The organism is Desulfobacula sp., assembly GCF_021107415.1.
The window spans coordinates 1-13,258 of sequence record NZ_JAIOSW010000121.1; the positions used below are offsets into that span (position 1 = coordinate 1).

Genomic DNA, 13,258 nt, shown 5'->3' on the forward strand with positions numbered 1-13,258 from the left:
GAATCAGCCGTTCCATTTGCCGGATCACGTCCCTTGCGTCACCAATGGTGATGATATTGTCCATACCGGCCATTCTCAGAGTGGTATCCACTGCCAGAAGAATTTCGGGTTCATCATCAACAATGAAAATGGGGCGATCCATGATCTGTTGTCTATTCGTCATCATTGTATCGTGTCCTTTTAGACGATGCTTTTCTAATTGCTCAGGGGCAGCAATACTTTTACTGTCAAACCCTTTCCGAATTCCGAAGCAAACTCCAATATCCCTTTATGATCATATACAATTTTTTCTGAAATAGAAAGTCCGAGGCCTGTTCCCCCGTGATCCCTTTTGGTCGTAAAAAAAGGATCCTTCATCTTTTTTAAATCCCCGGGAGAAACGCCCGGCCCGCTGTCAATCACCTCAATCATAATAAAATGAGACCCTTTAAGTTTTGACGTCTGCACATGGATGGACTGTTCAGGATTTTCAAGGGCCTGACTTGCATTAACAAGCAAATTGATAATAACCTGCTGCAGTTTCTGGAAATTGCCTGAAATTTTCGGCAGCCCCTCTTCAAAATTAACGGACAGGTGGTTTGTCGCTTTTTTCAATATGGAAAGGGTTAGATCCAGTGATTTTTTTACCACAAGGTTAATGTCAATTTCACTCTCCATATCTGCCTCTGTGGGACGCGAAAAATCCTTTAACTCCGTTATGATTCTTTTTATCCTTGCAGAACTGTCTTCAATCGCGGTCAGCATCATATCAATCCGCTTGCTGAGTTCTGCGTAAGGCATATTGCAGACAAGTGCATCCTTGTGCTTCGCAAAATGATCATCCAGAATCCGGGTGAATGCATGCCATGCTTTTTTAAGATTCGGTGCATTGAGCATTAAAGATGTTGCAGGATTATTAATTTCATGGGCAACCCCTGCCACAAGTATTCCCAATGATGTCATTTTATCTGCCTGAAGGAGTTGTTTCTCCCTTAAACTGGATTGTTCCAAGGCGTTTATCCGTTCTTGTTCAGCCTTTGTTCCCTGCCATATAATATAACCGCACAGCATTAAAAACAGAATCATAATCCCTGAACAGGTATAAATTAACCGGCGTGTTATGGTCAGGATTTCCTGTCTGACATCTTCTATATAGATACCGGTTCCGATAATCCAGCCCCAGGGGGCAAACCCCTTAACATAGGAAATTTTGGAAACTATTCTGTTTGAATCCCCCTTCCATTGCCAGAGATAATCCACAAAACCTGCATCTTTATTTTTCACGATTTCAACCACCTCGACAAACAAACGTTTGCCGGCCGGATCTTTAAAATCTGAAATATTCTTACCCTCAAGATCCAAACGATATGGATGCATGATCATATTCGGCGTCATATCATTTATCCAGAAATAATCCTCCAGTTCAGGGCCATATCTTAATTGCTGCAAATGGTTTACGGCCTGCAGCTTTGCTTCTTCATGGGAGATCAACCCCTTTTGGGCTTTTGAGTAAAAAAAATTTAATGTAGTCCATGCACTCTCCGTCAAATGCATGATGCCCTCTCTTTTCCCATCCATCATATTTTTTTCTAAAAGAGGAATAATTAAAAGAAAAATTGTCAGAATGAAGAGAATAATGGTTAATGCGACAGGAATAATAATGCGCACGGGAAGCGTTTTCAACGACAAGGGTATTTTTTTTTCAAATAAAGCCATTTAAATTTCAATAGTTAAAATATAATAGGCTGTCAAGAAATTATTATTTTGAAATCATGGTGTTAATGATATGCCGGTCGGTTTCAAGCATGCCCTTTGTGGCAAGCTCGCCTATATTTCTAATAGTCTGATCCACATCTTCGGCAATAATCCCATCGGTATCAGAGGTGTAGCTGCCTTCCATGGCCAGAAGCGCACAATAAACAGCCGAGCTGACACCGGCAGACACTTTTAAGGAACATCCCAGTTTGGCCCCGTCGCATATCATACCGGTGATGCTGGCAGCCATATTTTTAATGGTGCCGCTGATCTGATCCAGATTCCCGCCCAAAAGATAGCACACCCCGCAGGCGGCACCGGTTGCAGCCGTAAGGATACCGCATAATGCTGTCAACTGACCAATAAATTGTTTATTATAAATGGCCATTAAATTGCTTAAAATGAGCGCCCGGATTAATTTTTCCTCACCGGCACCTGTTTTTTGTGCCACGGCGACCACGGGCAGGATAGCAGTAATGCCCTGGTTCCCGGAGCCGGAATTACTCATCACCGGCAGGGTGCACCCATCCATACGGGCATCGGACGCAGCTGCCGTCAATGACATGGCATGGGATACCAGATCATCGGCAATATATTTTCTTGTGATATTTCTCTGTATGGTACGCCCCGTCTTAAGGCCGTATTTTCCTGTCATGCCTTCTTTTGCAATGGCTTTATTGATTTTAACCCCTTCCAGGATAAACTCTATTTCGTCAAGCGGTGTCTGGTCTGCAAATTCATATATCTTTGCCACGGAAAGATTAATTTTTGTCCCGGGCTTTTCCTTGGCAGAATGGGGTTCAGATCCTTTAAAAACAGCTTTCCCATTTTTTTCAACATAAATGATATTGGTATGACGATGGGAAATAATGGTTCGGGTTGTATGATTTTTGCTCTTACAAATGCTTTCAATATATAAATTATCTGTCCCTTCTTTTACCTTGATATCAATCTGTTTTCCATCCACCATCCTGCGTGCTGTTTCAAGATTTTCATCATTTACATGTTTTAGCACCTCAAGCCCATCTTTTGAATTGCCGCATACTGCGCCAAGGGCTGCAGCGATAGGCAGACCAATCATGCCTGTGCCCGGGATACCCACTCCCATCCCGTTCTTATAAATATTACCGCTGACAAAGACCTCTATTGTTTCAGGAAACTCTTCAAGGACTTCCCTTGATTTGGCCGTTGCCAGGGCAACTGCCACAGGTTCGGTGCAGCCAAGGGCCGGGATAACTTCACGGTTGATGAGTGCGATGATTTTATGACGTTCATCTATATCCAGCATAGCTTCTTCCTTTCAATAAATTTATTTTTTTACGGCATATCTCAATAAAATATGACCTTTATCAATTTCCATGACATCCAGCAATTCCAACCGGGTATCCAGGGATTCGTTAAACAGGGGCAATCCCTTTCCAAAAAGCCTTGGGACAATAGTAACATGAATCTCATCTATCAGGTTTTCTTTTATAAACAAAGTATTTATTATAGATCCGCCAATGAGCGTTACAGATTCAAACCCCTGAGCTTGAAGGTCATTTACGATTTGCCCCGGTGTCTGGCTGGTAAAGATTAAATCCCTGTCCAGGCTTGTTCTTGTTTTGTCCCTTGTCATGACAATATTTTTGCGTCCCGGCAACACTTTTCCAATGGTATCAAATGTTTTAGAGCCCATGATCATAGTCCCTGATTCCCGGGTGATATGAACAAAATATTTTTTGTCTGCTTTCCCGGTCCAGTCTATGGTTTGCATGGAATTCCTTGCAATCATCCCGTCTGCTGTAACAGCCATCAAAAGTATGACTTTCATGTTTCTTTATCCTCATTTTTTTATCTGTTCCCGGTCATTTTTTTGGGATCTACCCATTGATCAAATTGTTCGCTCGTTACAATTTTTAGATCAAGGGCTGCCTGCTTCAAAGTTTTGTTCTCTTTATGGGCTTTTTTTGCAATCTTAGCTGCCTGTTCATAGCCGATATAAGGATTTAAGGCTGTCACCAGCATGAGTGACTCATCAAGGTATTTTTTAATATTTTCATCATTGGGTTCAATGCCGTCCACACAATTATTTTTAAACGATAATGCTGCATCACCCAACAGCCGTGCCGATTCCAGAAAGTTGCAAATAAGCACCGGCTTAAACACATTGAGCTCAAAATGCCCGTTTGATCCACCGATATTAATGGTGACATCATTACCCATGACCTGGGCGCACACCATTGTCAAAGCTTCGGCCTGGGTGGGATTTACCTTTCCCGGCATGATGGAGGACCCGGGTTCATTTTCCGGCAGTAACAGCTCTCCGATTCCGCATCGCGGTCCTGAGCCCAGAAGCCTTATATCATTAGCGATTTTCATGAGACTCACCGCCAATGTTTTCAGTGCCCCGTGGGTTGCAACAACGGCATCATGGGCAGATAATGATTCAAATTTATTGGGTGCCGTCACAAAGGGATGGCCGGTCAGATCGGCAATGGTTTGAGCCACCTTTTTGTCATATCCCCCGGGTGCGTTCAATCCGGTTCCCACGGCTGTCCCACCCAGGGCCAGCTCGGACAGATGGGACAAGGTGTGATCAAGGGATTTAAGACCATGATCCAGCATGGATGCATATCCTGAAAATTCCTGCCCCAGGGTCAGAGGGATTGCATCCATCAGGTGTGTACGGCCGATTTTTACTATCCCATCCCACTCTCCGGCTTTCTTTTCCAAAGACACTCTCAACGCCTCTATGGAAGGAATTGTGCAATCAGACAACATCTTACAACCCGCAATATGCATGGCGGTTGGGAAGGTATCATTTGAAGACTGGGATTTATTGACATCATCATTGGGGTGAATAAGGCGATTTATCTTCCCTGTCTCATTACCGAGCAACACATGAGCCCGGTTGGCAATGACTTCATTCACATTCATGTTGGACTGGGTTCCCGACCCGGTCTGCCAGACAACTAGGGGGAAATGATCATCAAGAGTCCCTTTGATAATTTCATCACAAACCCGGATAATGATATCTTTTTTTTCCCGGGACAAAATCCCCAGCTCATGATTCACAATGGCTGCTGCTTTTTTTAATATTCCAAATGCCCTGATGATTTCCAAAGGCATCTTCTGGCTTCCGATTTTGAAATTATTTAAAGACCTCTGGGTCTGTGCACCCCAGTATTTGTCAAGAGGGACATGAATTTCACCCATGGTATCTTTTTCTATTCTTGTCTTCATGGGAATCTCCAAATATTAATTGTCAACCTTAACTATCCAGCCAAACAGCCAATTTTATTTATCCCATCAGTACTGGGAATAATGATAATTTCCTCAGGTCGAATGCATATGGATATTTCTTCCTGAGGCTGAAACTGTTCCAGGCTTGCCAGTGTCCGAGCAAACAAGGTTCCAGCCTCAGTCTCAATAGAGTATTCAATTATCGGCCCCATATAGGTATTTTGAACAATAACACCGGTAAGGCTCTGACGGGAATTTTTTTTCCGTTGTGAAAGTTTCAGAATTTCAGGGCGAAGAGAAAGTTTCATCGGTCCATTCTGATCAGGCACCTTTATACCATCAGGGATACGGATTTCAGCATCACCCAAAATGATATACCGGTTTTCGTCTTCTCCCTGTAACTCAGCATCAACTACATTGGATTCCCCAATGAAATTGGCGACAAATGCTGATTCAGGGCTATGATACAAAGACTGGGGAGGCCCCTGCTGTTCAATGGTACCATCGCGCATGATTATTATTTCATCTGAAACAGCCAGGGCTTCGGTCTGATCGTGTGTGACATAGATTGCTGTGATACCTGATGTTTGCTGAAGCCTGCGAATATCATCCCGCATACTGCGGCGTAATTTGCTGTCGATATTGCTCAAAGGTTCATCAAACAAGAGTACCGCGGGCATCAGCACCATAGCTCTAGCTACTGCCACGCGCTGTTGCTGTCCGCCTGAGAGTTCATTGGGAAATCGTTTTTGAAAACCATTCATATCCACCATTTGTAATACTTCAGTCACCCGTTCACTGGTCTCTTCCGAAGATTTTTTCAAAACGCGCAGGCCGTACCCGACGTTTTGCTCCACGGTCATATGTGGAAACAGCGCATAGGATTGAAAAACCATACCAATGTCTCTGCGAGTAGCCGAGAGGTTGGTAACCTTTTTGTCACCGAACCATATTTCGCCGGATGTGACGGGCTCCAGTCCGGAAACAAGGCGCAGAAGCGTTGTTTTCCCGCATCCGGAAGGGCCGAGCAATGTCGTAAGGGTACCAGGTACAAACTCAATGCTGATGGAGTCCAGTGCATGTACTTTCCCAAAATGTTTAGAAACATTTTTCAAAATGATCTTGACAGATTTATTACTCATGGGCTCCTCTTTCGATTTGTACCTGGTTATCAGTTCTAGAACGTCCTGAAATGGCTTGAACCAGCAATGTGAACAATAACATGGCCAATATAAGAACAGAGCCATAGGCCACTGCCACGCCTGTATCACCGCTCTCTACCCGCGATAAGATGTAGGTTGTGGCAACATCAGTTCCTGCTGTGGCGAGAAAGATCACCGCTGAAACAGTTGTCATAGCACGTATAAAGCTATAGGCCATTGAAGAGACAATGGTCGATTTAAGCAATGGCAACAGGACAGACCGGATGGTTTTCAGACTTCCTGCCCGTTGCAACAAAGAAGCCTCTTCCAGGGTTGTGGAAATTTGGCTCAGAGCAGACATACCACCCCGAATCCCCACAGGCATTGCCCGGATGGCCATGGTGATAATCAGAATCATAGCTGTCCCTGTCAACTCTAGGGGGGGAGTATTGAACGCAAGAATATAAGCCACACCTATGACAGTACCAGGAATAGCGAAGATCAGCACCGTACCGAAATCAATGATACTTCGTCCAAAAAATTGTTTTCTGGTGATGATGTAGGCAATGAGGATTCCCATAAGGGTAGTCAGAGGTGCAGCAATTATCGAATAAACTATGGAATGAAGGAAAGATGGCCAGGCACCGGATTCAAGTCCTTTAAGCCACAATTCCGCATGATGTGACAGGGTAAGGGAGTAGTCCGCTCCCCATTGTCTTACAAAACCGCCCAAAAATATGCTGACATACAGGATACCTACCAGCAGCAGCCAGAGGGATATAAAAACGGTCATACCACGTTGTAATCCAAGAGGTAGCGGAGTCACATTTCCCGAAGTTTCCACTCCAGTGACCGTAACATAAGACTTCTGGCCAATCCATTTTTTTTGAATTACGAAAACTGACAGAGAGATGATTAGAAGAATAAAGCCAAGAGCAGCAGCTTTGGCAAAATCAAGCTGTGAGCCTGCAATAGAAAAATAGATTTCCGTGGAGAGCACATCATAGTCTCCTCCTAGAACAAGTGGATTGCCAAAGTCCGCTGCTGAAGAAATCATGCCCAACAGAAAAGCATTTGCGATGGCAGGTCTAAGCAACGGCAATGTTACGCTCCACAGTGTTTTCCACCGGTCGGCACGCATAGTTAGTGAAGCTTCCTCCATGGCCGGATTGATAGAGGAAAGCATTCCGCTTATTACCATGTAGCTGACAGGGGTTAAGGAGAGTGTTTGAGCCAGAAAAATACCTGTGAAACCGTAGATATATCCTGATCGTTCAAAGATTCCCTGGGCACCCTCTGGTGTAAAAATACCATTTGGTCCCAGCAGGTATATCAAACCATCATTGATCATGCCAGCTCTTCCAAAGAGCAGGATTAATGACATACCCACAACAAACGGCGGCGTAATAATGGGTAATATGTAGAAAATTCGTATCAGATACCTGAACCGTGTAGTGGCCCGGACTGAATACAGGGCAAAAATTAGTCCAAAAATCGTAGTGGTAAAACCTACGGCAACCGCTAACTGCAATGTATTCCCAATGATTCTGCCCACACCGAATGAGGTGATGATACGAAAAAACTGAAAGGGAGAAAATCCACCGGTTTTATCAAAAAGCAATCGATAGAAAATTTCCCATACAGGGAAAAAGATAAAAGCGATAACCATGAAAATGATAAAGATCACAGCACCGGCAATAAATGTATCTCCCCGCTGAAATCCAAGTTCGGAAATACCGATGGCAAAAAGGGCTGCCATACACATGATGACAACTCCTGCCCCAAGTCCCATAGGAGTTTCGGTGACAATGAAGCTGAGAAGTATGCTGCCAATCACTAATCCAGATGCTTTTGTGTAAAACCATCCGGATCCTTTTTTAGGAAACCTGATCCATGCAAACGGGGCGATGAACGCAAGAAAGGTTGGTAGCAGGAGTGTGGTCCGATTACACTTCCATCCCAAAGCAGTTATCAACTCATCCATTGTTGAGTCAGTCAGACCGTAATCAAGAGCAATCCACGGAAAAAACCAGTAGGCAGCAAAGGCAATACCCACCCAGGAGAAAATGACCCACGGGCTAACCTCTCCAGGTGCTGTTTTAGTTTTAAACTTCATAGTATAAAAGCATATTCTCAGACTCTATCTTAGAGTACAGGTTTTTATTGGAATACCAGTGTGAAATATCAGTGATAATAAAAATGGTATGTATCCCAAAATCCCTGTAGTGAGAATTTCAGGATACAATATTTAACAAATTCTCAATATGCTTTATCGTTTAAGTGGTTTGATCTCTTTGACCCAGCGGTCAATCAAATTTGCCCGCATTTTTTCCGAACCATATTTAACAAAGTCATAATCAATAAGATTTACCTCATCTAACCGGATAGCTTCTTTGGGAACATTGGCATTTATATTTGTGGGTACCTGGAACATCTTCACCCGCTGTGGCACTTCCTGACCTTCAGCACTCAGCATGAAATCAACGAATTTCTTGGCATTTTCAAGATTTCGTGCCTTTTTAATAATGCTCAGACCACCGATTTCATAACCGGTACCTTCCGAGGGTACAATGAGTTCCAGGGGAAACCCATTGGACTTTTGAAGGGCATGGTCATGCAAAAAGCCGATACCAATTAAAGTTTCACCGCGAGCTGCAGCCTTTCCGGGTGCAGAACCTGACTTAGTGTACTGGTTTACATTTTTATGCAGTCTGGCCAGATACTTGAATGCACCGTCCTCGCCTTTAAGCTGTACCATGGTGGCCAGGACAGTGTAAGCAGTGCCGGAACTCTGCGGGCTTGCTACCTGAACCATACCTTTATATTCCGGTTTTGTCAGGTCTTCCCAGGATCTTGGCATTGGAAGGTTTTCTTCCTTAAGAAGTTTTGTGTTTACAGAGTAGCCAAGGACGCCTGCATAGACACCTGCACTGTGGTGCTGTTGGCTTGTTGCTGGGTTTTTGAATTTTTCACCAATCTCTTTAAGCATGGGAGACTTGTAAGATTCCAGCAATCCGTTGACACCCGCCTGGGAATGGGGATCAAGGGTTCCTGCATACCATACATCCCCTTTAGGATTATCCTTTTCTGCAAGAATCTTGGCATATGTGGAGCCGGATCCGGCCCGGGTCATCTGGACTTTTACATCGTATTTTTTTGCAAATTCATCGGCTACTGCCTGGCAGGCAAATGGCTCATTTGAGCAGTAAATTATCAGCCGTCCTTCTGCAAACGCACTGATAGTGGGAACACACATGGCAATAGCAATAAAATACATCATTAAACGTTTCATGATCATCTCCTTATATAGAATTAAAAATAGGGTTGTTATGATATCCCGGTTTATTTTACTATCAGGATAATCAAATTTTTCTTTTAGAGAACCTTAGCAAAGCTTTTCAATGTTGGCAATATTAATTCACGGTAAATTTGTTCCTCTAAGTAAAAAGAATTTTTACTGTTAAGAATGGTCCAGGACTGCGATTCGGGGGAAAGGATGCCATTGATCAACCACTTAAAAAACAGAATAAAAATGCCCCGAAAGTGATTAATAATCTCTTCCGGGGCTTTAAAAAAGTTAAGAATAGACGTAATTACAACAGATCAGCATAAAAATCATTGCCCTTATCGTCAACAATGATAAAGGCAGGAAAATTTTCCACGGTGATCATATAAACAGCTTCCATACCCAGTTCTTCGTATTCAACCAATTCGACTTTCTTGATAAAGTCTTTTCCGAGACGGGCAGCAGGACCACCGGGCGAGCCTAGGTAAAATCCGCCGTATTTCCTGCAGGCGTCAGTCACCTGTTTGCTTCTATTCCCTTTTGCCAGCATGATCATGGAGGCGCCCTCTTTCTGGAAGATGGGTACATAGGGGTCCATTCTTCCGGCAGTGGTGGGACCAAAGGCTCCGGAAGCCTCACCATCCGGTGTTTTAGCAGGGCCTGCATAATAAATAATATGATTTTTCAGATATTCAGGCAACCCATTGCCCGCTTCAAAGCCTTCCATAAATTTTGCATGGGCAATGTCCCTTCCCACAATGATTTTACCGGTTAAGGAAAGCCTTGTGGCAACAGGATATTTGGAAAGTTCAGCCCGAATCTCGTCCATGGGCCTGTTCAAATCGATCTGGACGGCCTCTTTCATTTCAGGTTCTTTTTTCGGCAGGTATTGAGCAGGATCTTCTTCCAGCTGCTCTAAAAAAACACCATCCCTTGTAATTTTTCCCTTGATCTGACGGTCAGCAGAACAGGAAACCCCAATACCAACGGGACAGGAGGCTCCATGCCTTGGCAGACGGATCACCCGGATATCCAGAGCAAAGTGCTTGCCACCGAACTGGGCACCAAGTCCAAGTTCCTGGGATTTTATCAGCACCTTTTCTTCCAGATCAATATCCCTGAACGCATGGGCTGTTTCACTGCCCTTTACGGGCAAAGAATCCAGATATCTTGCCGAGGCCAGTTTCACGGCTTTTAAATTGAGTTCCGCCGAAGTTCCGCCGATGACAAAGGCGATATAATATGGCGGACATGCTGCTGTCCCAAGGCTCTTCATTTTTTCCATCATAAAATTGATCAGAGTCTCTTCAGAATTCAATACTGCCTTTGTCATCTGAAAAAGAGCTGTTTTATTGGCGGAGCCGCCCCCTTTTGCCATGAATAAGAACTTGTACGCCTCTCCCTGAACAGAACCGATATCAATCTGAGCCGGCAAATTGGTCTTGGTATTCATTTCCTTGTACATGGTCAGCGGCGCATTCTGGGAATATCTTAAATAATTTTGTGTATATGCCTGATAGACACCCCTGGACAATTCTTCTTCATCATCTGTCCAGGTCCAGACCTGCTGGCCTTTTTTCGCCATTATAATGGCGGTTCCCGTATCCTGGCACATGGGATAAACCATATCAGATGCAATCACGGCATTTTTCAAAAGTTCCAGGGCTACATACCGGTCATTGTCGCTGCTTTGGGGATCATCAATGATATTATTTAACTTCTCAAGATGTTCAGACCTGTAGAGATGGGCCACATCTTTAAAAGCCTGGGTTGAAAGCAAGGTGATGGCTTGCGGTTCTATCATGAGAATCTCTTTTCCTTCAAACTCTCTTACCCTGACATGTTCTTTAGTAAGAAGACGATATTGGGTCGTATCTTCTCCTAAAGGGAACATAGTCTCAAATTTAAATTCACTCATTTTATTAACCTTTCAATTGAAATATAAGACAACATTTCATTTATTTCTCATAATTCAAAACTTATCATTCAAAATTATCTAACCAGAACCATTTTCCTTCGAAGATATGCAATCTGGGTCTGATGCGGCAGATCCTTGGGACAATAGTCTTCACATCCTAAAAGGGTCATGCAGCCAAACACGCCGTCATCATCACCTACAATTTCATAAAACTCTTCATCGGTCCGTTTATCCCTGGGGTCCAGAGCGAATCTTGCCAGCCGCATAAATCCCACGGCAGAAAGAAAATCCGGTCTCATCCGTTTGGTTGCACAGGCAGATACGCAACATCCGCATTCCACGCATCGTTCAAGCTCATAAATCTCATCAGCTACATCCGGGTCCATGCGTTCCTCAAGTTTTTCATAATTGACTTCATCTACATATGTGTCATGAATCCAGGATTCTACCCGCTCTGACATGGCCCGCATGAATTTCCCCGTATTGACGGAAAGATCGCCTATCAGCTCAAATCCCGGCAGCGGCAGCAATTTAATCTGACCGTCTTCAAACGTGGATGTCATGGTTCTGCATGCAAGGGTCGGCTGTCCGTTAACCACCATGGCACAGGAACCGCAGATACCGGCTCTGCAGACAAAATCAAACTGTAGGGATGGGTCCTGCTGCTCACGGATATCGTTCAATGCAATAAAAATTGTCATCCCTGTGGCTTCTTTAACCTCATAGGTTACCATACGAGGTTTGTCACCCTTTTTCTGGGGATTATATCTAAAAATTTGAAATTTTAAAATTCTTTCTTGATCACTCATTATTTAAACCCCCTGCCTATACGCTCATTTTTGCCTTTGAATTTTTCCGGAATCGGAATTGGATTTAACAGTTCCTGCAACTCAAACCTGTCTGCTCCGGGGGTTGCTTTTTTAATCTCTTCAATTTCCTGTTCCCGCTTGGCAGTATCCGGATGATGGACGGTATTATCAACACCATAGCCCCTTGATGCCGGCGGCAGCTCCATTTTCATGATATTCAGATCTTCATAGGTAAGTTCAGGAAGATCGACTGAATTATTTTTCCATGTAGTAAGCGTTCTTTTCAACCAGTCCCTGTCATTTCTTTCCGGGTAATCTTCCCTGGCATGGCCGCCGCGGCTTTCAGTTCTGAGCATGGCGCCATAAGCCACACACTGGGCAAGTTTAATCATTTTGGGTACCCTTATGGCTTCCACCAGTTCCGGGTTGGAAGAACTGATCCTGTTTCTCAAGGCGATTCTCTTTGCCCGCTGGTTTAAGACTTTTAATTCTTCAACAGCTTGCTCTAGGTCTTCTCCATTTCTGAAAATACCCACCTTGTCCATCATAATCTTCTGCATTTCAGCCTTTAACTTGAACGGATTTTCACCAAAATCTCTAATCAGAAGATCCGTGATTTTCTTTTCTTCCTGTTTCATAAATTGCTGAATAGTGGAGGAACTCACATTTAATGCATTTGCTGAACAATAATCAGCCACATATTCACCCACAATCATTCCTGCCACAACTGTTTCAGCAACAGAGTTGCCGCCCAGCCGGTTAAATCCATGCAAATCCCAGCAAGCGGCCTCACCGGCAGCAAAAAGGCCTTTAAGCGTTGGACTTTCCCCTGTGGGTTTGGTTCTGATTCCGCCCATGGAATAATGCTGGGTGGGTCTGACCGGGATATACTCTTCAACAGGATCAATACCCAGAAAATATTCACAGATTTCTTTTACTTCCCTTAAGTTCTTTTCAATGTGCTTGCGGCCCAACAGGGTAATGTCCAGCCAGAGGTGATCCCCATAACGAGACGGGACACCCTTGCCTTTTCTCATGTGCTCAATCATTCTGCGGGATACAACATCTCTTGAGGCCAGCTCCTTTTTGCCGGGTTCATAATCCGGCATAAACCGGTATCCATCTTTGTCAAGAAGAAGGCCGC

General features: G+C 44.0%; 10 protein-coding genes. All 10 read right to left on the reverse strand.

Annotated features, from left to right (window positions below):
• Window positions 1–195 precede the first annotated feature (195 nt).
• A complete protein-coding gene (locus K8S13_RS06545; protein ID WP_291461378.1) occupies window positions 196–1,695 on the reverse strand; it encodes a cache domain-containing protein in 1,500 nt (499 codons plus the stop codon).
• Window positions 1,696–1,738: 43 nt separating this feature from the next.
• Window positions 1,739–3,022: a serine dehydratase subunit alpha family protein gene (locus K8S13_RS06550; protein ID WP_291461379.1), complete on the reverse strand. Its 1,284-nt coding sequence runs from the start codon at window positions 3,020–3,022 to the stop codon at window positions 1,739–1,741.
• Window positions 3,023–3,043: 21 nt separating this feature from the next.
• Window positions 3,044–3,547 (reverse strand): dihydrofolate reductase family protein, encoded by a 504-nt coding sequence (locus K8S13_RS06555; RefSeq protein ID WP_291461380.1) that lies wholly within the window; start codon window positions 3,545–3,547, stop codon window positions 3,044–3,046.
• Between the two features lie 20 nt (window positions 3,548–3,567).
• Window positions 3,568–4,959, reverse strand: a complete 1,392-nt coding sequence (gene fumC, locus K8S13_RS06560) for a class II fumarate hydratase (RefSeq protein ID WP_291461382.1) — start codon at window positions 4,957–4,959, stop codon at window positions 3,568–3,570.
• A 32-nt stretch (window positions 4,960–4,991) separates the two neighbouring features.
• Window positions 4,992–6,101, reverse strand: a complete 1,110-nt coding sequence (locus K8S13_RS06565) for an ABC transporter ATP-binding protein (protein WP_291461383.1) — start codon at window positions 6,099–6,101, stop codon at window positions 4,992–4,994.
• Window positions 6,094–8,217 carry an iron ABC transporter permease gene (locus tag K8S13_RS06570; protein WP_291461384.1) on the reverse strand — a complete coding sequence of 708 codons (2,124 nt, stop codon included), beginning with the start codon at window positions 8,215–8,217 and terminating at the stop codon, window positions 6,094–6,096. The genes K8S13_RS06565 and K8S13_RS06570 overlap by 8 nt, the downstream gene beginning before the upstream one ends.
• Before the next feature lie 153 nt (window positions 8,218–8,370).
• Entirely contained in the window at window positions 8,371–9,393 is a 1,023-nt protein-coding gene (locus K8S13_RS06575; RefSeq protein WP_291461385.1) for an ABC transporter substrate-binding protein, read from the reverse strand.
• Window positions 9,394–9,694: 301 nt separating this feature from the next.
• A complete protein-coding gene (locus tag K8S13_RS06580) occupies window positions 9,695–11,305 on the reverse strand; it encodes a fumarate hydratase (RefSeq protein ID WP_291461386.1) in 1,611 nt (536 codons plus the stop codon).
• Window positions 11,306–11,379: 74 nt separating this feature from the next.
• Window positions 11,380–12,114 (reverse strand): fumarate reductase iron-sulfur subunit, encoded by a 735-nt coding sequence (locus K8S13_RS06585; RefSeq protein ID WP_291461388.1) that lies wholly within the window; start codon window positions 12,112–12,114, stop codon window positions 11,380–11,382.
• Window positions 12,114–13,258 (reverse strand): FAD-binding protein (locus K8S13_RS06590; RefSeq protein ID WP_291461390.1); only part of this gene is annotated, 1,145 nt, incomplete at its 5' end. The genes K8S13_RS06585 and K8S13_RS06590, both read right to left, overlap by 1 nt.

Coding starts and splice junctions, on each gene's coding strand:
- K8S13_RS06545 (WP_291461378.1), bottom strand. CDS start 1,695: ATGGCTTTATTTGAAAAAAAAATACCCTTGTCGTTGAAAACGCTTCCC.
- K8S13_RS06550 (WP_291461379.1), bottom strand. CDS start 3,022: ATGCTGGATATAGATGAACGTCATAAAATCATCGCACTCATCAACCGT.
- K8S13_RS06555 (WP_291461380.1), bottom strand. CDS start 3,547: ATGAAAGTCATACTTTTGATGGCTGTTACAGCAGACGGGATGATTGCA.
- fumC (WP_291461382.1), bottom strand. CDS start 4,959: ATGAAGACAAGAATAGAAAAAGATACCATGGGTGAAATTCATGTCCCT.
- K8S13_RS06565 (WP_291461383.1), bottom strand. CDS start 6,101: ATGAGTAATAAATCTGTCAAGATCATTTTGAAAAATGTTTCTAAACAT.
- K8S13_RS06570 (WP_291461384.1), bottom strand. CDS start 8,217: ATGAAGTTTAAAACTAAAACAGCACCTGGAGAGGTTAGCCCGTGGGTC.
- K8S13_RS06575 (WP_291461385.1), bottom strand. CDS start 9,393: ATGAAACGTTTAATGATGTATTTTATTGCTATTGCCATGTGTGTTCCC.
- K8S13_RS06580 (WP_291461386.1), bottom strand. CDS start 11,305: ATGAGTGAATTTAAATTTGAGACTATGTTCCCTTTAGGAGAAGATACG.
- K8S13_RS06585 (WP_291461388.1), bottom strand. CDS start 12,114: ATGAGTGATCAAGAAAGAATTTTAAAATTTCAAATTTTTAGATATAAT.